Genomic DNA, 21,920 nt, shown 5'->3' on the forward strand with positions numbered 1-21,920 from the left:
ATTTTTGGCCCGGCCACCTTGTGAAGACAATAACACCAAGGTTACGTTTCATCCGATCAATCAACGTCTGGAGCCCCCCCATGAGGCGAAAACTGCTCTTAGTTCCCGCTGTCGGCCTCCTTGTCATCGGATCTATCTTCGCCACGCAGCCTGTCGCGAGTGCCGACACGCCCCCTGTGTACGAGCCCACGGTGGAGTCGCTGAACAGCCATCCGGTGCCTCAGTGGTTCAACGACGACAAGTTCGGCATCTTCATCCACTGGGGCGCCTACTCGGTGCCCGCGTGGGGACCGCGCGGCAGCTACGCCGAGTGGTACGGGAACTACATGAACGCGGGCGGGAGTGCGACGAACGCCCACCACAAGGCCACCTACGGCCAGGACTTCAACTACGATGCCTTCCTGCAGCAGTGGAAGGCGGAGAAGTTCGACCCGGCCGACTGGGTCAAACTGTTCAAGGACGCCGGCGCCAAGTATTTCGTGCTGACCTCCAAGCACCACGAGGGCATGGCCCTGTGGGACAGCAAGAGCAGCGGGCGTGACAGCGTCGACCTCGGACCCGGCCGTGACCTGGCCAAGGAGCTGTTCGACGCGGCCCGCAAGGACGAGGCCAAACTGAAGGCCGGGTTCTACTACTCGCTCTATGAGTGGTACAACCCCGCCTACACCGGACGGCCGGCGACCAATCCCTACACGGGAGCGGAAATTCCGTACACCGGAGCACCGGGCGGCGGTGACTACGTCAAGGACTACATGCTCCCGCAGATGCGCGAGCTCATCGACGGCTACGACCCCGACATCATCTGGTGCGACGGCCAGTGGGAGAAGCCGGCCTCCTACTGGAACACCGCCGGGGTGATCGCCGACTACTACAACAAGGCGCTCAACAGCGGCAAGGAGGTCGCGGTCGCCAACCGGTGCAAGATCCAGAGCGGCAACCTCGACAGCCCCGAACTGGACTTCCAGACCCCTGAGTACACCGTCAAGCCGGACATCGACCCGGTCAAATGGGAGTCCAGCCGCGGCATCGCGCACTCCTACGGCTACAACCAGAACGAGCCGGAGGAGGACCACCTGACCTCCGACCAGCTCGTGGACTCGCTCGTGGACATCGTCAGCAAGAACGGCAACCTGCTGCTCGACATCGGCCCGAAGGCCGACGGCACGATCCCCGAGATCCAGCGGCAGCGACTGCTGGACATCGGTGCCTGGCTCAAGGCCAACGGCGAGGCGATCTACGGCACCACGTACTGGAATCGGGCCGAGGAGAAGGGCGGCCCCGACGACGTCCGCTACACGGCGAAGGACGCCACCCTGTACGCCACGGCGCTGAAGTGGCCGGGCGAGCAGCTTACGCTCGGCGCCGACCTGCCGGTGGACCACAGCACCCGCATCACCATGCTCGGCTCCGGCGCGCGCCTGTCGTGGAGCCGTGACGAGCAGGGCCGCGTCGTGGTGAACACCCCGCAGGAGGCGGGGAAGCACGCCTACGTCTTCAAGATCGAGACGCCGGGCGTGCGCAGCCTGCTGCGCACCTCCTCCAGCCTGGCAAAGGAGATCGCCCCCGGTCGGACGATCAGCGGCGAGCTCACGGTCACCAACCCCGGCAAGAGGCACACCCCGGCCACCAAGCTCTCCCTCACCGTGCCCCAGGGCTGGACGGCCACGCTCGGGGCGCCTCGCGTGCGCCCGCTCGGTCCCGGTGAAAGCGTGAAGGTGCCGATCAGCGTGAGCGCCCCCGAGGGTGTGGCGCCGGCCCCCTACACGCTGGGCCTGTACCAGCGCACCGGGCGCATGGGGACGACCACCGCCCTGCCCCTGACGGTCAACCGCCCCAACCTCTCGCTCGGCAAGCCGGCCACGCAGAAGAGCACCGGCTACGACGCGCCGGCCTCCCGGGCCGTCGACGGCAACACCGGCGGCGACTGGAGCGCCGGATCGACGACGCACACCGCCGAGCCGGAGAAGCAGGCCTGGTGGCAGGTCGATCTCGGCGCCTCGGCCAGGCTGGACAGCGTGGACGTCTGGAACCGGCTCGACTGCTGCGCCGATCGGCTGAAGGACTTCTGGGTGATGGCCTCCGACCAGCCGTTCACCACCGACGATCTGGACCAGGCCCGCACCGCGCCCGGTGTGACCGCCGTGCACGTCGGCGAGCAGGCCGGCTCGCCGAGCAAGGTCAAGCTGCCCGAGGGCACCAGGGGCAGGTACGTCAGGATCCAGCTCGCCTCGCCGTCCAACCCGCTGTCCCTGGCCGAGGTCCAGGTCAGAGGCTAGGCGTATTGACCAGGAGCGTTGTTGACGGCATGGCTTGATCCATGGCGAAGACCTCCGGTGCGGCGAAGGTGTCCGAGTCTTCACCTCGGCGGAGGTCTTCGTGCCCTGTCGCAACGCCCGGCTGACGGAGCGGCCGGCGCGTTTCGAGGCCGATGCGCGCGGGCCGCGATCAACGTTCGGTGATCCACGGAACAGAATCCAGGGTGGCGGTGCGGACGGCGCCGGTGGCCGGCAGGCCTTCTTGCGGGCCGCTCCGGCGTCCGCGAGGCCTCAGCCGGCCCTCTCCAGCATCGCCAGGGTACGGCCGAGCAGGGCGCGGGTCTCCTCGTGCGAGTGCGGGCGCTCCTCCACCAGCTGTTCCAGCCACAGGCCGTTGAGCAACGCCGCGACCAGGCGGACGCCGTCCGGGGCCGGGTCGTGGCCGGTCGATCTCAGCGCGCCGGCGATGATCTCGCCGTAGCCGTCGGTCCAGGCGCGCGCCACCCGCTGCAGCGCGGGGTCACGGCCGGCCTGTACATACAGCTCCCACAGGCCGAGCTGGCGTGGCCGGTCGGCCTGTGCGGTGCGCAGCAGTGCGCCGAAGGGGTCGGGGCCGGCGGTGGCGGCGCGCAGGGCCGCCAGTTCTCCGGCCACCAGCAGTGCGAAGGCCTCGGTGACCAGTTCCTCGCGGGAGGTGAAGTAGTAGGTCGTGGCGGCCAGTGGCAGGTGGGCGCGCCGGGCGACGGCGCGGTGGGTGACGGAGGCGAATCCGCCCTCGTGCAGTAGCTCGGCCGCCGCCGTCGCCAGCGCCAGGCGGCGGCGCCTGCCGCGCTCCTGGGCTGGGGGACGCCCCGGCGGCGGCGGGCCGCCGGCGGTGAGGGGGGCCGCGGCGGGGCGCTCGTGGCCTTCCGCGGTCAATGGGCGCCGCCCGTCAGGTTGAGCACGAGCACCCCGCCGATGATGAGCGCGATGCCGGCGACCTTGGCCAGGGTCAGGCTCTCGCCGAGGAACAGCACGCCGATCGCGGCGATCGCGGCGGTGCCGGCGCCGGCCCACACGGCGTAGGCGGTGCCCACCTCCATCTGCATCTTCAGGGCCTGGGCCAGCAGGATGAACGCGGTGGCGTAGCCGGCCGCCACGACCAGGGCCCAGCCCTTGTGCGCGAAGCCGTCACTGAGTTTGAGCGCGGTGGTCGCCACGACCTCGGCGATGATCGCCCCTGCCAGCATCAGCCACGCCATGACACGCTCCCCGAGAAACCGGTACGACCGTACCAGTTTAGCGGTGGGGCGTTCCGGCGGCCGCGGGTGCCGGGACGTTGCGGTGCGGTGCGGTGCGGTGCGGTGGAGAGCATGTCGTCGGGCAGCGGGGTGAAGGCGGCGCGGGTACTGGCGGGTGCTGAGGTGTCATCGCCGGCATGATGCGGGGCGCCGACGGGGCGGTGAACGGTTCGCCGGGCGCCGGTGGGGCGGTTCCACTTGCGAGCGGTGTCGAAAACGTGTTCCACTGATCGGCATGCGATGGGACGCGCCTGCGCTGCTCGCCGGACCGCCCGAGCCCCGGCCGCGGATCGAGCGCACCTCGGTGATCCGGGTTCACGGCGCGCTGACCTGCTATGAGGTGCAGGCCCGCGGTGCGCTGGAGCGCACCGCGGACGGCTGGGCGATCAGCCCCTACCGGGGGTGTGCCCAGGCCTGCCGCTACTGCGCGGTCCGGCGTGCTCACCGTTACCTGGGGCTGGACACCGGCGCCGGCTTCGACTCCCAGATCGTGGTGCGCACCAACATCGCGCGGCGCCTGCGCGCCGACCTGGCGGCCAGATGGGACGGCGAGCCGATCACCGTGGGCATGGCCGGTGACTGCTACCAGGGTGCCGAGGACATCTACCGGCTGATGCCCGGGGTGGTGGCGGCCCTGCGCGAGGCCGGGGCGCCGTTCACCGTGCACACCAAGAGCACCCTGATCCTGCGTGATGCCGATCTGCTGGCCGCCTCCCCCGGCGCCGGCGCGGTGGTCTCGATCGCCTTCGTCGACGACCGGATCCGCCGTACCGTGGAGCCCGGCGCGCCGAGTGCGCAAAAACGGCTGGAGCTGGTGGCCGAGCTCAACGAGCGCGGGGTGCCGTGCGGGGTGGCGATGGCGCCCATCCTGCCGTTGCTGACCGACTCTCCCGATCAGCTCGCCGCCACCGTGCGCCGTGTCGCCGACGCCGGCGCCGTCAGTCTCACCCCGCATGTGCTGCGCCTGCCGCCGGGGGCGCGGGAGTGGTATCTGTCCTGGCTGGGTGATCATCACCCCGCGCTGGCCGCCCGCTACGGGGAGCTGTACGGCGGGGGCCCCGAGGCCGATCCCGTCTACGTGCGCGGTATCACCGGTCAGGTTTTGCAGCTGGCCGCCCGCTACGGGATGAGCCCGACCCGGCCCGAGCAGCCGTTGCCGCTGGCTCTGCCCTCTCACAGGCAGCTCACCCTCATCTGAGAGGGCTGAGGGGTTTTGAGGGTTCCGGGTGGCGGGCCGGCGGTCCGTGTGGTCTGTCTCGCCGCGAGCCGCGACGGGGACGGTGCGCGGGCGAGGGGCCGGAGCGTCGGGCCGGGTTGCGTGTGCGGTGGGGCGGGCCGGTGGGGGCCCGCCCCGTACGGGTGCCGGGTTGAGTGGCATGTTCGGCGCGTGTGCCGGGCGGGGCCTGAAAAAGGGGGTTCCGCCCGGCGGGGCGTGGCCCCTCGGGCCGGCGGTGGCCGGCAGGTGCTCCCCCGGTTCACCGTCAGGCCAGGGCGCTGCCCTTCTTCCACTGCTTGAACGGCATCTGCCAGAATCCCCAGCCGTTGTTCCACTCCATCTCCCGGTTGGTGCCGGTGATGGTGATCACGTCGCCGCGCTGGACCTGGTTGTAGTACCACCTGGCCTGGTCGGGGCGGGAGTTGATGCAGCCGTGGCTGACGTTCTGGCGGCCCTGGGCCCAGACGTTGTTGAGCGCGTGGACGTATTCGCCGCTGTTGGAGAAGCGCACCGCGTGGTTGATCATGAGGTCGTAGTAGCCCGGGTCGCCCTTCTTGCGGCCGGGTGAGATCATCCGCTCGGGGTTGGCCTTGCCCATCGCCAGGTGGACGCCGCTGGTGGTGGTGTATTCGCGGGTGCTGGCGTTGCCGGCGCTGATGAGCATGGTCTGCACGACCTTGCCGTCCCGCTTGACGATCATCTTGTGTTTGCGGGTGTCGATGGTGGCGATCTGGGCGGCGCCGATCCGGATGCTCTTGGTGAAGTCCTCGACCCCGTACATGTCCTTGCCGCCCTGGACGCCGTTGAGGCGGGCGGTGAAGGTCACCTTCTGGTGGGGCTGCCAGAACTTGGCGGTCCGGTAGATCACCGTGGTGTCGTTGATCCACCGCCAGGCACCCTGGGAGGGCTTCTCCGACTCCACCTCCAGGGCCTGTTCCACGTCGGCCTTCTGGGTGACGGGCTGGTTGAAGGTGACGATGATCGGCGCCCCCACGCCGACCTTCTCCCCCTTCAGTGCCGGGGTCACGTCGGCCACCGCCAGCTCGACCTTGGGCTTGAGCGTCTTGAAGGAGCTGCTGGCGGTGGTGCCGCCCACCGCGCGCGCCGAGACGGTGTACTTGCTGGAGGGCTTCAACGGGGCCTTGGACACCCATTTGGTGCGTTTGGCGTCAAAGGTGCCCGGCAGCGGCGTGCCGCCGCTCTCCACGGTGACCTGTTCGAGTGAGCCGTTGGCGGCGGTGACGACGACCCGCTTGTCCGGGCGCACGGTCGCGCTGCCCTCGGCCGGGCTGATCTTTATGACCGGTGTGGCCGGGGTGGACTTCACATCGGTGTTGCCGCCGCCACCGTCGGCGGCGGGGGCCGTCGAGGACGACCCGCCGGAGCAGGAGGCGACCAGCATGGCCGCTGCCGCCACCGCCAGTCCGGCCAGCGGCGTCCTCATGCCTCGGCGCTCCACATTTAGCACTACTTTCTCCCCCACTACAGCAAACTGCGTTTAAAGACCCTAATAGGAGATGCGTGATGAGTACACCCGGTTCAGGAGAGTTAGGTCACATTTAGGTCACTTCATAGAGTCAATAACATGCCAACCGGGAGTCAAGGCCGAGCATGGTGGCCAGGTCGGGGTGGCTGGCGCGGTCACGCGGCTCCCACCTGCGCCGATGCCCCCGCGGCGGCGCGGGTGGGCGGTTGCCGTCCGCCGGGCGCATCAAAGCGCGGCCGCGGGGCACAGGCGGGGTGCGTGAGCGCCGGGGGCGCCCTGCCCCGGCTGTGACGGGACGGCCGCGTCCCCCGGCGGGAAAGCTAGGCTGGCGTGATCGGCTCGCAGCCGACGTGACCGAATCGAAACGGAAGGCCCGGGTGATGACCGCGACACGGCCCGCCGGCGACACCGATCGCAGACGACAGAGCACCCACGCGGCGCACGACGCCCCCGGTGGACCGGGGGAGGAACTGCTGCGCGCCATCGTGGAGGCCAGCGGCGAGGGCGTGGTGCTCTGCGACACCGACGGTGTCGTCGTCATGGTCAACGCCGCGGCGGCGCGGATGGCGCCGGAGATCGTGCCCGGCCGGCCCGCGGCCTCGGGCGGTGCGGCGGCGCTGTTCGGCCACGACCACCCCGAGGGCGACAGCAGGGAGGTCGGCCGCGGCGACCTGCGGCTGCGGGTGCGCCGGGAGGCCTTCGGCGTCGCCCACCACGCCTGGTACCTGCGCGACGTCACCGCCGAGTCGGCCAGGACCGACGCGCTGCTGGCCGAGCGCCGGCGTACCGAGTTCCTGGTGGAGGCCGGGCGGCGGCTGTCGGCCTCGCTCAACACGCGCCGCTGCGCGCGTACCGCGGTCGAGCTCGCCGTCTCCTTCCTGGCCGATGCCGCCATGGTCGTGCTGCCGCCCGCCGGGCGCCGCCAGGCGGGCTGGCTGCGCTCGGTCGCCGGGCAGCACAGTCTGCAGGAGGGCGCGGTCCCCGCGGCCTCCACCGCGCAGGTGCCGGGCCTGGCCGAGGCGCTGGCGGGTTTCCCGCCGGTGCCCAGCCGGTGGCTGGATCCCGGCCAGGCCCCCCAGTGGCTTTTGCCCGAGGGGTTCGGCCAGGCCGGTCACCTGCTCGTCACCCCGCTGCCCGGCAACGGCGTCCCGGCCGGGGCGCTGGTGCTGGCCCGCCGCGAGGGCGGACCGGCCTTCGACGAGGAGGCCGAGATCCTGGTGCGGGTCTTCGCCGCCCGCGCGGGCGCGGCGATCTCGGCCGCCGCCCTGTACCAGGAGCAGAGCGCCACCAACGCGATCTTGATCAGGGACCTGCTGCCGCCCGCCCTGCCCGCCCTGGCCGGGATGGAGCTGGCCGGCTCGTTGCGCTCGGCCCAGCAGGCCGGGCTGATCGGCGGTGACTTCTACGACCTCTACCTGCCCGCCCCCGGCGCCCCGGGCGAGCCGCTGGTGGTCCTGGGCGACGTCTGCGGCAAGGGGGCGCGCGCCGCCGTCCTGGCCGGGCAGGTCCGCCAGTCCCTGCGCACGCTGCTGCTGCTGGAAAGGCGCCCCGAGCGGCTGATGTCGCTGCTCAACCGCTCCCTGCTGGCCTCCCCCTCGCCCAACCCCTACGTCACCCTCGTGCTGGGCGCGCTGCGGGCCGGGCAGCGGGGCCACGTGCTGCTGGATTTGGCCGTGGCCGGGCATCCCCCGCCGCTCATCCTGCGCCGGGACGGCACCGTGCAGGAGGCAGGCGCCGGCGGCTCCCTGCTCGGCGCGCTGCAGGAGACCGTCTTGACCCCGGTCACCGTCGACCTGGCCCCCGGCGAGATGTGCCTGCTCTACAGCGACGGCATCACCGAGGCCGTCGGCGGTCCCACCGGCCGGGAGATGTACGGCGGGCAGCGGCTCAAGAACGCCCTGTCCACCTGCGCGGGCATGCCGGTCTCGGCGGCGGTGGAGCGGCTGGAGCAGATCAGCACCGAATGGCTGGCCGGCGACGTCCAGGACGACCGGGCGCTGCTCGCCGTACAGGCCAGGCCCGCGCGATGAGCGGCACTCGTCTGCTCAGCGGCGACCTGCGCGCCGCCGGGGAGGACTACCTGCAGCGCATCGGCCAGGCCGACGAGTTCGGCGCCGTCGATCTGGTGGTCGGCCTGCTGGCCGAGGGCGTGCCCGCCGAGCGCCTGCTGCTGGAGCTCATCGCGCCCGCCCAGCGGCGCGTCGGCGAGCTGTGGGCGGCCAACCGCTGGTCGGTCGCCCGCGAGCACGGGGCCACGGCCGTCAGCGAGCGCGCCGTCGCCGCGATCGCCGCCCGCGTCCGGCCCGAGCCAACCCTGGGCCGCGTCACCGTCGCCTGCACCGACGGCGAGTATCACGCGCTGCCCACCCGGCTGCTGGCCGAGGTGCTGCGCCTGCGTGGCTGGCGGGTCGACTTCCTGGGTGCCAACGTGCCCGGCCCGCATCTGATCACCCACCTGCACCAGACCGGGCCCGACGCGGTCGCGCTGGGCTGCGCGCTTGCCACCCGCCTGCCCCGGGCACACGCCACGCTCACCGCCTGCCAGGCAGTCGGCGTGCCGGTCCTGGCCGGCGGTTCCGGGTTCGGCGCCGACGGCCGCTTCGCCCGGCTGCTGGGCGCCGACGCGTGGGCTCCCACGGCCGACGCCGCCGCCGACCACCTGGCGGGCGGGCTGCCGTCCTTCCCCGTCGCGCCGCAGGTGCTGGCCCACCTGGCCGATGAGGAGTACACCCATCTGAGGCGCCGCCGCGGCGAGCTGCTCGGCTCCGCGATGTCCACCCTGGCCGGGGCCTACCCGCCGATGGCCACCTACACCGCCCACCAGCTCGACACCACCGCCGAGGATCTCGGTCACATCCTCGACTTCCTGGCCGCCGCCCTCTACGTCGACGACGTCGAGGTCTTCACCGGCTTCGTCACCTGGACCCGCGGCGTGCTGCAGGCGCGCGGGGTGCCGGCTAGGGCGTTAGAGGCGGGATTGCGTATTTTCCATGATGAGCTGCGAGACTTCCCCCGTGCCCGCCGCACGCTGGTCCGGGGGATCGAGGCGGCTCACGACCGCGGCGCCGATTTGGAGACCTGACGACAGATGCTCGAGAAGACCCCGCTCCGTACCGAGGTGCAGAGCACCGCTGAGGGCACCGTCCGCCTGGTGCTCACCGGTGACCTGGACTACGACACGGCCGCCGAGCTCTTCACGCTGGCGCAGGAGCTGTTCTCGGCCGACCTGCGCCTGCTGGAGCTGGATCTGTCCGGCCTGGACTTCGTCGACTCCTCCGGTGTGGCGGCCCTGATCAACGTCTACAACACCGCCCGCGCGCGCAATTCCGCCATGCGGATCATCGCCCTGACCCCCTACCTGCGGCACCTGTTCAAGGTGACCGCCCTGGACCAGGTCTTCGAGCTGCCGCCCGCCTAGAAGCCCGCCCCCGGCGGTCGTGCGGGACTCCCGGGGCGGGGCTCAGGCCGGATCCGGGAGTCCGGGCCGGTGCCGCAGCCGCTGGACCTGCTCGTAGGAGGGCAGGTCGCCGGGGACCGGGGCGCCGGCGGCCACCTGGAGCGCGGTGGTGACGGCCGCCCGCAGTGCGGCGCGGAACAGCAGGGAGCCGTAGCTGATCCGGGCCACGCCCAGGGCCGCCAGCCTCGCCACCGGCACCTGCGGCTGGATGAGCACGTTCAGCGGCACCGGGGCCGCGGCGGCCAGGGCCTGCACCTCCGGCTCCCCGTAGGCTCCCGGCACGAACACCCCGTCGGCCCCCGCGTCGGCGTAGGCCCTGACGCGGTGCACGGCCGTGGCCAGGGCGTCGGGGGCCCGCAGCCAGAACGGGTCGGTGCGGGCGTTGACGAACAGTCGCGGCACCCGCTGCTTGATCGCGCCGATCAGCGCCACCTGCTCGGCCACCTCCGCCAGCCCCTGACCCCGCCCGTCTTCGATGTTGACGCCCGCCACCCCCGCGGCCGCCAGTTCCGCGGCCCGTTCGGCCACCCGGGCGGGCGGGCCGCCGAAGCCCCCTTCGATGTCCACGGTGACGGGCACGCCCAGCGTCGCGATCCCGCGCGCCAGCGTCACGGTCTGGGCCCAGGTCGCCTGCTCGGCGTCGGGCAGGCCCGCGGCGGCCGCCACCCCCAGGCTCGTGGTCGCCACCGCGGCGAACCCGGCCGCCGCCAGTGCCGCCGCCGAGGCGTGATCCCAGGCGTTGGGCAGCAGCAACGGCTCCGGACCGTGGTGCAACGCCCTGAAGCGCTCGAACGTCACCGCCGCACCGCCCCGACCACACCGGCCGCCCGGGCCGGCGCGACCTCCCGGCCCGGGCAGGGACGCGGCCCCGCCCCGAAGGTCGGATGGCCCTGGGCAGGGCCGGGCCGGAAACGGTCGGGGGCGTCGAAGACCAGCGGGTCGCGGTTGGCGGCGGCCAGGTCGAGCACCACCGTCACCTCGGCGGTGGTGCCGGTGGGCCCCGGCCGCGCCGCGCCGCGCAGCCGGGCAACCGTCGGGGCGAAGGGCGGGCGGGGGGCCGCCACGACGGTGGGAGCGGGGTCGGCCAGGGCAGCGCGCACCTCGGCGTGGCGGCCGAGGACCAGCGGGTGTGAGGTCATGGCGCCACGTTAGGCAGGCGACGCTTCGGCGGGCGCCGAAGTGTGCGCGGGCCATGATGGAACGATGACAGCTACGACGCCGATCCCGCTGGCCACGCTGGCCGGGCTACTCGCCGACGCCACCCGCGCGCAGTTCTGCCTGGCCCTGCTGGACGGGCGCGCCTGGACCGCCGGGGAGCTGGCCAGGCACGCCGGGGTGGCGGCCTCCACGGCCAGTGAGCACCTGTCGCACCTGGTGCAGGGCGGGCTGCTGGCCGAGGAGCGCCAGGGACGCCACCGGTATCTGCGGCTCGCCGGGCCGCAGGTGGCCCAGCTCATCGAGGACATGACGGCCCATGCCGAGCGCGCCGGGGCCGCCGCCCGGCCGCCGACGCTGCGCGCGGCGAGCGCGGCCAGGGCGATGGCCGCCGCGCGTACCTGTTACGACCACCTGGCCGGGCGGCTCGGCGTGGCGATCACCGACGCGCTCACCACGCGGGGGCTGCTGCGCCAGGACGCCGGCTTCGCCCTCAGCGACGACGGGCTGGCGTGGTTCGAGGCGGAGCTGCGGGTGAGCCTGCCCTCCCCCACCGGCAGGCGCCCCCTGGTCCGGCCCTGCCTGGACTGGACCGAGCGCCGCCATCACCTGGCCGGCGCCGCGGGGGCCGTGCTCTGCGCGACCGCGCTGGAACGCCGGTGGGTCAGCCGGATCGGCTCCGGCCGCGCGCTGCGCCTCACCGGGACCGGCCGGCGGGCCCTGGGCGAGCTGCTGGGCCTGCAGGACCCCACCGGCGAGCTCGCCGGCGACCTCTAAGGCGAGCGCAGCCGGTGGGTGAGGCTGGTGTGACGCCGTCCGGCGCCGCGGGTGCGCACCGCCTGGGCCAGCGCCCGGCGTGAGCCGACGATGACGACGAGCTTCTTGGCCCGGGTGATCGCGGTGTAGAGCAGGTTGCGCTGCAGCATCATCCACGCGCTGGTGGCCAGCGGGATGACCACCGCCGGATACTCGCTGCCCTGGGAGCGGTGGATGGACACCGCGTAGGCGTGTGCCAGCTCGTCCAGCTCGTCGAAGGCGTATTCGACGTTCTCGTCCTCATCGGTCAGCACGGTCAGCTTGTGGTCGTCGGGTTTGATGTCGACCACCACGCCCACGGTCCCGTTGAACACCCCCGCCGCGCCCTTGTCGTAGTTGTTGCGCAGCTGGGTCACCTTGTCGCCGACCCGGTAGACACGGCCGCCGTAGCGGCGTTCGGGCATGCCCTCGCGCGAGGGGGTCAGCGCCTCCTGCAGCGCGTTGTTGAGGTTGCCCGCCCCCGCGGCGCCCCGGTGCATCGGCGCCAGCACCTGCACGTCCCGGCGCGGGTTGAGGCCGAACTTGCGCGGGATCCGGTTGGCCACCACATCGACGGTCAGCGCCGCGATCTCCTCCGGCTCCTCGCACGGGAACAGGAAGAAGTCGCCCATGCCCTCCAGTGCCGGGGGCAGGCCGGTGTTGACGCGGTGGGCGTTGACGACCACGCCCGACTCCTGTGCCTGGCGGAAGATGTGGGTCAGCCGTACCCGGGGGATCTCCTCCTCGGCGGCCAGCAGGTCCCGCAGCACCTCGCCGGCGCCGACCGAGGGCAGCTGGTCCACATCCCCCACGAACAACAGGTGCGTGCCCGGCGCGATGGCCTTGACCAGTTTGTTGGCCAGCAGCAGGTCCAGCATCGAGGCCTCGTCGACCACGACCAGGTCGGCGTCCAGGGGGTTGTCGCGGTCGAAGGTGGCGTCCCCGCCGGGGCGCAGTTGCAGCAGCCGGTGCACGGTGGTGGCCTCGTGGCCGGTCAGCTCCGCGAGCCTCTTGGCCGCCCGGCCGGTGGGCGCGGCCAAGATGACCTTCGCCTTCTTGGCGCGCGCGAGGGTGACGATGGAGCGCACGGTGAAGCTCTTGCCGCAGCCGGGCCCGCCGGTCAGCACCGCGACCTTCTCGCACAACGCCAGCCGTACGGCGTGGGCCTGCTCGGGGGCGAGCTCGGCGTCGGTCTGCTTGTGCAGCCATTCCAGCGCCACCTGCCAGTCCACCGATCCGAAGACGCCCAGCCGGTCGTGGCCGGAGGTCAGCAGGGCGCGCAGGGAGCCGGCCAGCGACAGCTCGGCGCGGTGGAAGGGGACCAGGTAGACCGCGGGGACGAGGCTGTCGCCGGCGGGGACCTCCTCGCGGACCACGCCCTCCTCGGCGACCAGTTCTTCCAGGCAGCGGACGGTCAGCTCGGCCGGGACCTCCAGGATCTTCACCGCGTCGGCGACGAGGTTGGGGGCCGGCAGGTAGCAGTGGCCGTCGTCGGCCGCCTGCGACAGGGTGTAGCGCAGGCCCGCCTTGACCCGTTCGGGGCTGTCGTGCGGGATGCCGACGGCTTGGGCGATGGTGTCGGCGGTTTTGAAGCCGATGCCCCACACGTCGTCGGCCAGCCGGTAGGGCTCGCTCTTGACGACCGTGATGGAGGCGTCGCCGTACTGCTTGAAGATCCGCACCGCGATGGAGGTCGAGACGCCGACTCCCTGAAGGAAGATCATCACCTCTTTGATGATCTTCTGTTCCTCCCAGGCGATGCCGATCATCTTGGTCCGCTTGGGGCCGAGGCCGGGGACCTCGACCAGCCGCTCGGGGGCGGTCTCGATGATCTGCAGGGTGTCGGCGCCGAAGTGGTCGACGATCCGCTCGGCCATCTTCGGCCCGATGCCCTTGATCAGCCCGGAGCCGAGGTAGCGCTGGATGCCCTGGACGGTGGCGGGCAGCACGGTGGCGTAGGACCATACCTCGAACTGCTTGCCGTACTTGGGATGGGAGGTCCAGCGCCCGGTCAGCCGCAGCGACTCGCCGGGCTGGGCGCCCAGCAGCGGCCCGACGACGGTCAGCAGATCGCTGCCCGAGCGTTCGGTGGCCACCCTGGCGATGGTGTAGCCGGTCTCCTCGTTGGCGTAGGTGATGCGTTCGAGGACGGCGTCGATGGACGCGGCAGAGGGACCACCCGATCCAGGCTTCACGGAAAACCTCTCTCCTAACCTTCCCGGGCCAGGGTAGAGCAGTGGCGGAGGGCCGCTGATCAGTTGGCGGGGATTCGGCCGCCTCGCGGACGATACGCGCACCTACTGACACTTCGCGAAACGGGTGGCCTGCCGGTCGGAGCGGGGACGTCTCGGCGCGATCCTCTCCCCTCCCCCGCCTCCCTTCTCCGTCGCCGGGGAAGCGGCCGGTGCCTGCCTGGACGGCCTCCGGCCCGCCGGACCCGCCGGACGCTCGCGGGCGCTGGAGCAGGCGGGCGCCGCCCCGGGGGGCTGCGTGCCTGCCCGCCGCGCCCCGTCTCACCTGCCCGCCGATCCCGCGGGCAGCCTCACAGCAGGCGGATCGTCTGGCCGATCCGGTCGAACAGCCGCTGCTTGCCGTCCTGGTCGGTGCTGAGCGTGACGGTGCAGGTCCGGTCGGAGCCGGGCAGGTAGAACTGGGTGCCCTTGATCTCCATGCCGCCGGCGGGGAAGGTGTAGACCAGCTTGGCCGCCTCGACGCCGCCGACGGTGACCTTGGTCGCCTCGGTGACCTTGGCCTTGACCTGCTCCAGGTCCTTGGTGGCCGCGCCGATCAGCTGGTCGGCGGAGATGTTCCCGCTGGGCTGGCAGTAGCCGTTGAGGTTGGTGGTGAACTTGTTCGGCGAGCTCTGGCGTGATTTGGGGTCGAAGGCCCAGACCGCCTTGTTGGTCACCAGCGGTTGCAGGTCCTGCTTGGCCTGTTGCAGCGCCTTGCCCGACAGGCCGCTGCGTTTGAGGCCCTGTTCGAGGTCGTTCTTGGTCAGGTCGAGTGCGATCCAGGGGTCGGGGACGGCCACCGACAGCCCGTTGGCGGGGCTGCCGACCTGTTCGAAGCCTTCGGGTACGGCGTCGGCCCCGCCGGGCGCGGTGCCCGGGCTCCCGGTGGGAGCCTTCGCCAGGTTGATCGAGCCGCCGCCTGCGCAGGCGGTTGCCAGTGCCAGGCACAGCACGCCCGTGCCCGTCACGATGGGATAGCGCTTACGCACCAGACTGCCCTCCTCGCGGACCTCGCCGGAGGCCCGAGCCGATTGACCTGTGAAATCTGCCGGGTGAATCGCCACAGGGGGGCATTCCGCGCCGGAACCGTCGTGCCGGGCGGTGCGTGGCAGACCGACCATGACAAGCGGTGCGCTCATCGCGTGCAGCCACTTGACGGTGGAAGGCCGGCGGAGCGGTATATCGATTGATCTCCGCGTGATCCTATTTCTGCAGGTTAAGCGGTAAGTGTCTGCGAGGTTGGGTTCTGCCGCGGTGTGTCGCCGGAGATTGCCGGCAGATGATCTCCGGCCGGGCGGCCCCCGCCTCCGAGCAGGCGGCCCGTCCCCTGCAACGGTGCGCGACTCGCACACGTCATGCCGCCGGCCGGAAGGTCTCGCCGCTGCGCGGCGCCGGCATCGACTGTTCCTCCATGGATTCCGGCGAATCCGAACTTCGCGGGCCTTCCCAGCGTCGTGACGGGGCGGTAGGACAGGGATGCGCCGCAGAGCACTCGGGGGGCGGCCTCAGGCATCGCAGTCGCAGCCGCGAGGGGGAGACCAGCATGACCGTACGAGTGATCATCGAGGCAGCCGGGCGGGCGGGGCTGTCGGCCGAACAGGTGCGGCAGGTGGCGGACGGGCATCCGGCCGTGCTCGCGCACCTGGAACGCGCCGACGCCCGGGGGCTGATCGTGGGGGCCGCCCCGGCGCTCGGGCACGATCCGGACGAGCGGGCGCAGTTCCGGGCCAGCGTGTTCGACCCGGTCGCCAACCGGGGGGTCGAGCTGCGCGGCACCCTGGACCGGCCCGAGCAGGCGCGGGTGCTGCCCAGCGCCTACCGCCCCAATCCGCGGCCGCAGGAGCTCAGGGCGGCCGCGGCGATCCTGCGGGCCGACGGGCGTTTCCCCGCCGGCGACCAGGTGCTGATCTACCAGCAGATGCCGCCGCTGGCCGATCGGGAGAACCCCGACGGCACCACCACCCGCCGTCCCACCCTGGGCGTCTACGACCCCGCCGGGGCGCTCCGGCACCGGATCGTCGCCGTCGACGTCGCCGCGGGCGAGGTGGACTGGTCACCGGCCGGGGTCTCGGTCACGATGCATCCGGGCGACTGCGAGTCGCACCTGCCCGAGGGCGTGGAGAGCCTGCGCGACCGGGGCGGCCCGGACCAGGTGCGGCTGCGCGTGGTCGACGGCGACACCGAGCTGTGGAACCTGATCGTGGTGCGGCCCCGCGCCTCGGTGCCGCACGATCCCGGCGACGGCTCGGGGGTGGAGCTGCGGCAGGTGCGCCACCGGGGCAGGCTCGTGCTGCGCCAGGCGCACGTGCCGATCCTCAACGTCCAGTACGAGGAGGACGGGGTCACCTTCCGCGACTGGCAGAACCAGGAGACCCGCTTCTCGGCCACCGGCGCCGACCCGGTGGGCTGGGGCTGGCGCGTCTGCACCCGGCCGCCCAGGACCATCCTGGAGCGGCCCGGCGGCGACGTCGGCGACTTCCAAGGGGTGGCCTTCCACTACGCCGACGGCGAGCTGCGCATCGTCAGCGAGCTGGCCGCCGGCTGGTACCGGTACGTGTCGGAGTGGCGCCTGGCCGACGACGGCACGATCAGGCCGCGTTTCGGCTTCGCGGGGGTGCGTAACCCGCGCACCTGCATGCGCCACCGCCACCACGTCTACTGGCGCTTCGACTTCGACGTCGAAGGCGCGGCCAACGACGTGGTCGAGCAGTTCGACGACACCGGCTCGACCATCCCCCAGCCGCTGCCCATCGTGCGGGAGGTCGCCCGCAGGCGCCGCCACCCCGCCCGCTTCTGGCAGGTCACCGACGGCTCCAGCGGCCGGGGCTACCAGATCCATCCCGGCGAGCACGACAACACCGCCGATCCCTACGGGGTCAGCGACCTGTGGTTCCTGCGGCACCACCCGGCCGAGCTGTACGACGGCAACCCCGGCACCGACAACCGGGCGATGCTGAACCGGTTCGTCGACGGGGAGGCCATCGGCGCCACCAACGTCGTCGTCTGGTACGCCGGGCACTTCCGGCACGACCAGAACGCCCCCGACGACCACCAGGGGCACATCGTCGGCCCCGATCTGATCCCGGTCTCCTGAGAGGGGCCCCGCGGTTGCCCGCGGCTCAGCCGGGGCGGGAAAGCGGGCCGTTTCCCGCCCTGTCGCGCTCAGACGGTCAGCGGGCTGGAGCCGGTGGGCAGGTTGTTCAGTGCCTCGACCAGCGGCGCGAGCTCCGGGGTCTGCTCCGCCTCGCCCAGCGTCCTGGCCAGGACCTCGTCGTGGGTCGGCCGGGCCTGCGTCAGCAGCGCCCATCCCTGCTCGGTGAGCTCGGTGTAGATGCCGCGCCGGTCGTCCTGGCACAGGATGCGGGTCAGCAGCCCGCGGTCTTCGAGCCGGTTGACCAGCCGGGTGGTGGCGCTGCCGGACAGCGCCGCGGCACGGGCCAGCTGCTGCATGCGCATGTGCCAGCCGTCCTGGCGCGACAGCGCGTCCAAGACCGTGTATTCGACCACCGACAGCTCGTGACCGGCCTGCAGCGACCTCTCCATCGCGGCGTCGATCAGCCCGTGCAGCGCGGCCAGCGTCCGCCAGCCCTGTGTGCGGATCTGCACCGCGTCGTCTCCGATTGCCACGGCCGCCTCCTTTCGTGTCCTCCCCCGGCCAGGCGGACGGTCTTCGCGGCCCAGCCTACCAATGTTTCGCAATAAAGCGCGCGTGCAAGTATATTTCGCGTGCGTGTCCCGGCGGGCGGCGCGCCGGGGGCCGACGGCGCGCCCCGCCCATCGCGCGGCACGCCGGCGGCAGCACCCGCACAGGATCACCGAGATCGGTCCGCGCCGCGGACCGGCTCAGGAGGCGGTGAAGGCCAGGCAGGCGTTGTGGCCGCCGAAGCCGAAGGAGTTGGTCATCGCCGCCGCCCACCGGCCACGGCGCGGCCGCCCGGTGACGATGTCGAGCTTGACCTGGGGATCCAGCTCCTCCAGGTTGCGGGTGGCGGGGATCACCCCGTCGCGGATGGCGAGGATCGCGGCGATCGCGCCCACCGCCCCGGCGGCTCCGCACAGGTGCCCGGTCATCGACTTGGTGGCGGTGACCGCGGGATGCGTCCCCAGCGCCTCGGTGATCGAACGGGTCTCGGTCAGGTCGCCGGTCGGGGTCGAGGTGGCGTGGGCGTTCACGTGCCCGACGTCGAGGGCCTCCAGCCCCGCCGAGGCCAGGGCCAGCCGTATCGCGCGCGCCTGCCCGCCCGCGTCGGCGCCGGTGATGTGGTAGGCGTCGGAGGTGGTGGCCGCCCCGGCCAGCGTGGCGTGCGATCGGGCTCCGCGAGCCGCGGCGAACCCCTCGCGTTCCAGGACCACCAGGGCGGCCCCCTCGCCCAGGACGAAGCCGTCGCGCCCGGCGTCGAACGGCCGGGAGGCCTCCTGCGGGGCGTCGTTGCGCGTGGACAGGGCCCTGGCCTGGGCGAATCCGGCGAGGGTGAGAGGGTGCACGCACGCCTCGGCGCCGCCGGCGATCACCACGTCGGCGCGGCCGAGGCGGATGAGGTCCAGCCCCATCGCGATCGCCTCGGATCCGGAGGCGCAGGCGCTCACCGGCGTGTGGGCGCCGCCCCGGGCGCCGAACTCGATGCTGACCACGGCCGCGGGCGCGTTGGGCATCAGCATGGGGACCGTGTACGGCGAGACCTTCCGCGCCCCGGCCGTCTCAAGGAGGTCGTCCTGGGCGAGGGTGGTCAGCACCCCGCCGACCCCCGTGCCGATGACCACCGCCAGGCGTTCGGGCTCGACATCGGGGGCCCCGGCGTCCGCCCACGCCTCCCGCGCGGCGACGAGGGCGGCCTGCTGGCAGCGGTCCAGCCGCCGGGCCTTCACCCGGCCCAGCACCTCGGCCGGCTCCACCCGCATCCGCCCGGCGATCCGCACGGGCAGGCCTTCGGCCCAGTCCTGCTCTATCAGGGCGATGCCGGATCGCCCTTCCAGCATGCCGGCCCAGGTGGAGGCCACGTCCCCGCCCAGTGGTGTGGTGGCACCGAGCCCGGTGACCCGGGCACCCGCCCTCATCCCGTCTCCCATCAACGCCCCCTTCGTTTCCCGGACGCCGCTCCATGCGCGATGCCGCCGGGGTGTTCGGGTGCCACGCTGCCAGGGCGGGCCCGCTCCCGCAGGTGGCCTGGCCGACGAAAACGCCGATGAAGATTTGTCGGCGGCGTAGTGATCGCGGCCGGGCCGTCCCGGGTACCGCGCGGCCCCTGCCGCGGCCGGGCCGCCACGGCCGGCGCGGGCCTGGTCGGCCGTGGCGGCCAGGCACCCCTCATGGCCGGCCCCTGCCCCCGGCAGGTCCGCCGGGTGCAGGTAGAGACCCGGCGGGAACCTCACCGGATGCTCAGTCGTCGGCCGTGCCCGCGAAGAGCACCGGCCGTACCTCGATGCCGAGGCCCTCGACGCCGGCGTCCGGAATGAGCGCGGCCAGCTCCAGGGCACGCTCCCGGCTGTCGCACTCCACCAGGTAGTAGCCGCCGAGGTACTCCTTGGCCTCCAGATAGGGGCCGTCCGTCACCGCCGGGACGCCGCCTCGGACCCTGACCACGGCGCTCTGCGACGGATCGGCCAGCGCGACGGTGCCGATCATCTCGCCGGACCTCTTGACGGTCTCCATGAACGGGCCGTGGCCGCTCATCACCTCGTTGCGCTCCTCCTCGGTCAGCGCGTCCCAGATCTGCGGGTTGCCATGCATGATCAACATGAACTTCATGCGTCGTCTCCTTCGACGGCCGGGCGGCGCCCCCAAGGCGCCGTTCAGCAAGGAGTCGGAGCCGGTGCCGCATTCTTGCGGCACCGGACCGCAAGAATCCCCCCACTGCTCCGACTGTCTCCCCGAAGGGTGCCTGGCCTGGGCGTCCTTTCAGAAGTCGGTTGTCAGCTCCTGAAGGAGGAAGCATGTCGCAGCTGTTGAAGGTGCAGTGCTTCAACGTGTCGCGGGACGGGTTCGGCGCCGGGGAGGGGCAGAGCTTGGACCGGCCCTTCGGGCACGCGGACCCCACCCCCCTCTGGTCCTGGGCGGGTGCCACCGCCAGCTGGGTGGCCCGCACCGACCCCGGTGGCACTCGCGGCCTGGACGACCACCTGACCCGCGACCACACCCGCAACATCGGAGCGGAGATCATGGGGCGTAACAAGTTCGGCCCTCAGCGTGGCCCTTGGGAGAACCACGAGTGGCAGGGATGGTGGGGAGACACCCCGCCGTTCCGCACACCGGTCTTCGTGCTCACCCACCACGAACGCCCGTCCTTCACCCTGGCCGACACCACCTTCCATTTCCTCGACGCGAGACCGGCCGAAGCGCTGGAACGCGCGAAGCAGGCCGCCGACGGCCGGGACGTGCGCCTGGGCGGCGGAGTCGCCACCGTCCGCGAGTTCCTCGAGGCCGACTTGGTCGACACGGTGCACATCGCCGTCGCGCCCGTCGACCTCGGTCGAGGCGAACGACTGTGGAAGAGCCACACCGACCTGCTCGACCGCTTCCACCTCGAGACGGTACCGAGCCCCAGCGGAGTCACTCACCTGTTGTTCTGGAGACGATGACCACTGACCCTGCACGATCGCACGCACCTGCCGCGATGAGCGCGTACCCGCCCGTCGACCCCAGCCCGGGCAGGTCATCAGCCCCGCTGGGCCGTCCTGCCCGTGCAGGGTGAACCCCGGGGGCCGGGCGGCCAGGCCGACGTCGGTGAAGTCGACCTCCTTCACAAGGGGACAGAACGGGACGGGCCGGGCGGCGCGGGTCATCGGTGGCGTCGGCGCCGTCGGTGTTCTTGAGCGCGTTGTGGATCCGGCCGTAGGAGGTGCCGGCGTCCAGGGAGGCCGAGACTCCGGCGGCGGCGCCGATGGAGGCCGCACCCGGCTTCGCTGATTCACCGGACGGTTCCCGCCGGTCGCCCGGCTCGAGGGCGTGCCCGACGGCGATCCCCGGCGGCGGTTACTGACGCAGGTCGAACGACAGGTGCGCGGACAGCGCGCGGAGGAAGTCGGCCGCGTCGAAGATCTCCCCGGCGGAGGCGACCCCGGTCGTCCTGGTCCGGCCGGTGAGGATGCGGCGGACCGCCTCCACCGCGAGCGGCGCGCTGATGGCGTAGATGTCCTGGCCGCTCGCCGTGGCACGCCGTTCCGCGCCGCCGGAACGCACGACGACATCGACGAGGAACGCCTGGTCGGAGCGTCCGCGCTCGTCGGCCGCCGCCGGCGCCGGCGTGTCCGGGGCCGACAGATCCTCGACCGCCTCGACCGTCATGTACGAGCGCACCTTGGGGATCGCCAGGTGGCTGGGGATCGTGACGACGTCGGCCATGCTGAACTCCCCGATGACCGGCCGGACGCCCATCGGCTCGGGAAACGTCCACTTCAGGGACGGCAGAGCGTCCTGGTGGTACTCCAGCTTCCCGTTGGTGAAGCGGACCCGCCGGCCGTCCCGCCGTTCCCGGGAGACCGTGCCCGAGGCGCGCGTCCCCGTGGTGGGGTGCCAGCTGCTCAGCGCGTACGCGACGTGCGCCTCGTCGGCGGCCGTCCAGTCGCCCATCGCGGCGGTGGCCAGCAGGTCGCCGAGACCGCCGAAGAAGGCCATCGCGGGGACGATCACGGTCCCGGCGGCGCGGGCGCGCTCCGCGAAGTGCGCGAAGGTGTCGGCGTTGGCCTCGATCTCGGCCGCCACGTCCACGTACGGGATGCCGGCGCGCAGCGCCGCCTCGATCACCGGGGCGGCCGTCGCGGCGAAGGGCCCCGCGCTGTTGATCACCGCTGCCGTGCCGGCCAGCGCGCGGTCGAGCGACGCCGGATCGTCGACGGACGCGGGCCGGACGTCGAGCCCGGGAAAGGACGCCGCCAGTGCTTCCAGCTTCCCGGCGCCGCGGCCGGACAGGACCGGGACGAACCCGCGCTCCTGCAGCTCCGCCACCACGAAGCGCCCGGTGTGCCCGTAGGCGCCGAACACCGCGACCGTCTGACCCGATCCCATCGTTTCCCCCATTGCGCTCGGTTGATCCACTACAGAGATCATG

General features: G+C 72.3%; 19 protein-coding genes and 1 pseudogene. 8 read left to right on the forward strand and 12 right to left on the reverse strand.

Features of this window, described 5'->3' with window-relative positions; genetic code table 11:
- The first annotated feature begins 80 nt into the window (after positions 1-80).
- On the forward strand, positions 81-2,276 hold the full coding sequence (locus SROS_RS46110; RefSeq protein ID WP_012891085.1) for an alpha-L-fucosidase: 2,196 nt from the start codon (positions 81-83) through the stop codon (positions 2,274-2,276).
- Between the two features lie 270 nt (positions 2,277-2,546).
- Here the strand turns inward: SROS_RS46110 and SROS_RS46115 are convergent, their stop codons facing one another.
- A complete protein-coding gene (locus SROS_RS46115) occupies positions 2,547-3,173 on the reverse strand; it encodes a TetR/AcrR family transcriptional regulator (RefSeq protein WP_012891086.1) in 627 nt (208 codons plus the stop codon).
- Entirely contained in the window at positions 3,170-3,496 is a 327-nt protein-coding gene (locus SROS_RS21730) for a DMT family transporter (RefSeq protein ID WP_012891087.1), read from the reverse strand. The genes SROS_RS46115 and SROS_RS21730 overlap by 4 nt, the downstream gene beginning before the upstream one ends.
- A gap of 274 nt (positions 3,497-3,770) precedes the next feature.
- Between SROS_RS21730 and SROS_RS21735 the strand changes: the two genes are divergently transcribed.
- Positions 3,771-4,733 carry a radical SAM protein gene (locus tag SROS_RS21735; RefSeq protein ID WP_012891088.1) on the forward strand — a complete coding sequence of 321 codons (963 nt, stop codon included), beginning with the start codon at positions 3,771-3,773 and terminating at the stop codon, positions 4,731-4,733.
- Positions 4,734-5,016: 283 nt separating this feature from the next.
- On the opposite strand, the gene SROS_RS21740 is transcribed toward SROS_RS21735, so the two are convergent.
- Positions 5,017-6,195 carry a L,D-transpeptidase gene (locus SROS_RS21740; protein ID WP_012891089.1) on the reverse strand — a complete coding sequence of 393 codons (1,179 nt, stop codon included), beginning with the start codon at positions 6,193-6,195 and terminating at the stop codon, positions 5,017-5,019.
- 422 nt (positions 6,196-6,617) lie between these two features.
- Between SROS_RS21740 and SROS_RS21745 the strand changes: the two genes are divergently transcribed.
- The 3 genes from SROS_RS21745 to SROS_RS21755 are packed head-to-tail and all read left to right on the forward strand — an operon-like array spanning position 6,618 to position 9,655.
- The gene (locus tag SROS_RS21745) at positions 6,618-8,267 is read left to right on the forward strand and encodes a PP2C family protein-serine/threonine phosphatase (protein WP_012891090.1); all 1,650 of its coding nucleotides are present in this window, start codon (positions 6,618-6,620) and stop codon (positions 8,265-8,267) included.
- Positions 8,264-9,319 carry a cobalamin B12-binding domain-containing protein gene (locus tag SROS_RS21750; protein ID WP_012891091.1) on the forward strand — a complete coding sequence of 352 codons (1,056 nt, stop codon included), beginning with the start codon at positions 8,264-8,266 and terminating at the stop codon, positions 9,317-9,319. Before SROS_RS21745 ends, SROS_RS21750 begins: the two co-directional genes overlap by 4 nt.
- Positions 9,320-9,325: 6 nt before the next feature.
- A complete protein-coding gene (locus SROS_RS21755) occupies positions 9,326-9,655 on the forward strand; it encodes an STAS domain-containing protein (RefSeq protein WP_012891092.1) in 330 nt (109 codons plus the stop codon).
- A gap of 42 nt (positions 9,656-9,697) precedes the next feature.
- Here the strand turns inward: SROS_RS21755 and SROS_RS21760 are convergent, their stop codons facing one another.
- Positions 9,698-10,492, reverse strand: a complete 795-nt coding sequence (locus SROS_RS21760; protein ID WP_012891093.1) for an isocitrate lyase/PEP mutase family protein — start codon at positions 10,490-10,492, stop codon at positions 9,698-9,700.
- Complete coding sequence (locus SROS_RS52255; RefSeq protein WP_043652565.1) at positions 10,489-10,833, reverse strand: hypothetical protein; 345 nt, start codon at positions 10,831-10,833, stop codon at positions 10,489-10,491. Before SROS_RS52255 ends, SROS_RS21760 begins: the two co-directional genes overlap by 4 nt.
- 64 nt (positions 10,834-10,897) lie before the next feature.
- Between SROS_RS52255 and SROS_RS21770 the strand changes: the two genes are divergently transcribed.
- Positions 10,898-11,626 (forward strand): ArsR/SmtB family transcription factor, encoded by a 729-nt coding sequence (locus tag SROS_RS21770; protein WP_012891094.1) that lies wholly within the window; start codon positions 10,898-10,900, stop codon positions 11,624-11,626.
- On the opposite strand, the gene recD2 is transcribed toward SROS_RS21770, so the two are convergent.
- Positions 11,623-13,839: an SF1B family DNA helicase RecD2 gene (gene recD2 / locus SROS_RS21775; protein WP_012891095.1), complete on the reverse strand. Its 2,217-nt coding sequence runs from the start codon at positions 13,837-13,839 to the stop codon at positions 11,623-11,625. The two genes, SROS_RS21770 and recD2, sit on opposite strands and share 4 nt — an antisense overlap.
- Positions 13,840-14,186: 347 nt before the next feature.
- Positions 14,187-14,864 (reverse strand): hypothetical protein, encoded by a 678-nt coding sequence (locus SROS_RS21780; RefSeq protein WP_012891096.1) that lies wholly within the window; start codon positions 14,862-14,864, stop codon positions 14,187-14,189.
- A 554-nt stretch (positions 14,865-15,418) separates the two neighbouring features.
- On the opposite strand from SROS_RS21780, the gene SROS_RS21785 reads away from it, so the two are divergent.
- Positions 15,419-16,969 (forward strand): hypothetical protein, encoded by a 1,551-nt coding sequence (locus SROS_RS21785; protein WP_012891097.1) that lies wholly within the window; start codon positions 15,419-15,421, stop codon positions 16,967-16,969.
- Between the two features lie 68 nt (positions 16,970-17,037).
- On the opposite strand, the gene SROS_RS21790 is transcribed toward SROS_RS21785, so the two are convergent.
- The 3 genes from SROS_RS21790 to SROS_RS21800 all read right to left on the reverse strand — a co-directional run bounded on the left by SROS_RS21790 (position 17,038) and on the right by SROS_RS21800 (position 19,621).
- On the reverse strand, positions 17,038-17,502 hold the full coding sequence (locus tag SROS_RS21790; protein WP_012891098.1) for a MarR family winged helix-turn-helix transcriptional regulator: 465 nt from the start codon (positions 17,500-17,502) through the stop codon (positions 17,038-17,040).
- Positions 17,503-17,718: 216 nt separating this feature from the next.
- Positions 17,719-18,942 (reverse strand): beta-ketoacyl-[acyl-carrier-protein] synthase family protein, encoded by a 1,224-nt coding sequence (locus SROS_RS21795; RefSeq protein WP_245564693.1) that lies wholly within the window; start codon positions 18,940-18,942, stop codon positions 17,719-17,721.
- 310 nt (positions 18,943-19,252) lie between these two features.
- Positions 19,253-19,621 carry a YciI family protein gene (locus SROS_RS21800; RefSeq protein ID WP_012891100.1) on the reverse strand — a complete coding sequence of 123 codons (369 nt, stop codon included), beginning with the start codon at positions 19,619-19,621 and terminating at the stop codon, positions 19,253-19,255.
- Positions 19,622-19,806: 185 nt separating this feature from the next.
- Here SROS_RS21800 and SROS_RS21805 point away from each other — a divergent pair, with 185 nt between their 5' ends.
- Positions 19,807-20,451: a dihydrofolate reductase family protein gene (locus tag SROS_RS21805; protein ID WP_012891101.1), complete on the forward strand. Its 645-nt coding sequence runs from the start codon at positions 19,807-19,809 to the stop codon at positions 20,449-20,451.
- Between the two features lie 208 nt (positions 20,452-20,659).
- On the opposite strand, the pseudogene SROS_RS54720 reads toward SROS_RS21805, so the two are convergent.
- Positions 20,660-20,767 (reverse strand): annotated as a pseudogene (locus SROS_RS54720) (DUF4097 family beta strand repeat-containing protein); the annotation flags it as partial.
- A gap of 78 nt (positions 20,768-20,845) precedes the next feature.
- Positions 20,846-21,877, reverse strand: a complete 1,032-nt coding sequence (locus SROS_RS21810; RefSeq protein ID WP_012891102.1) for a saccharopine dehydrogenase family protein — start codon at positions 21,875-21,877, stop codon at positions 20,846-20,848.
- Positions 21,878-21,920: the final 43 nt, after the last annotated feature.

The organism is Streptosporangium roseum DSM 43021, assembly GCF_000024865.1.
GTDB lineage: Bacteria > Actinomycetota > Actinomycetes > Streptosporangiales > Streptosporangiaceae > Streptosporangium > Streptosporangium roseum.

Coding starts and splice junctions, on each gene's coding strand:
- SROS_RS21755 (WP_012891092.1), top strand. CDS start 9,326: ATGCTCGAGAAGACCCCGCTCCGTACCGAGGTGCAGAGCACCGCTGAG.
- SROS_RS21770 (WP_012891094.1), top strand. CDS start 10,898: ATGACAGCTACGACGCCGATCCCGCTGGCCACGCTGGCCGGGCTACTC.
- SROS_RS21750 (WP_012891091.1), top strand. CDS start 8,264: ATGAGCGGCACTCGTCTGCTCAGCGGCGACCTGCGCGCCGCCGGGGAG.
- SROS_RS46110 (WP_012891085.1), top strand. CDS start 81: ATGAGGCGAAAACTGCTCTTAGTTCCCGCTGTCGGCCTCCTTGTCATC.
- SROS_RS21800 (WP_012891100.1), bottom strand. CDS start 19,621: ATGAAGTTCATGTTGATCATGCATGGCAACCCGCAGATCTGGGACGCG.
- SROS_RS21785 (WP_012891097.1), top strand. CDS start 15,419: ATGACCGTACGAGTGATCATCGAGGCAGCCGGGCGGGCGGGGCTGTCG.
- SROS_RS21730 (WP_012891087.1), bottom strand. CDS start 3,496: ATGGCGTGGCTGATGCTGGCAGGGGCGATCATCGCCGAGGTCGTGGCG.
- SROS_RS21810 (WP_012891102.1), bottom strand. CDS start 21,877: ATGGGATCGGGTCAGACGGTCGCGGTGTTCGGCGCCTACGGGCACACC.
- SROS_RS21805 (WP_012891101.1), top strand. CDS start 19,807: ATGTCGCAGCTGTTGAAGGTGCAGTGCTTCAACGTGTCGCGGGACGGG.
- SROS_RS21745 (WP_012891090.1), top strand. CDS start 6,618: ATGACCGCGACACGGCCCGCCGGCGACACCGATCGCAGACGACAGAGC.
- SROS_RS21795 (WP_245564693.1), bottom strand. CDS start 18,942: ATGGGAGACGGGATGAGGGCGGGTGCCCGGGTCACCGGGCTCGGTGCC.
- SROS_RS52255 (WP_043652565.1), bottom strand. CDS start 10,833: ATGACCTCACACCCGCTGGTCCTCGGCCGCCACGCCGAGGTGCGCGCT.
- SROS_RS21735 (WP_012891088.1), top strand. CDS start 3,771: ATGCGATGGGACGCGCCTGCGCTGCTCGCCGGACCGCCCGAGCCCCGG.
- SROS_RS21740 (WP_012891089.1), bottom strand. CDS start 6,195: ATGAGGACGCCGCTGGCCGGACTGGCGGTGGCGGCAGCGGCCATGCTG.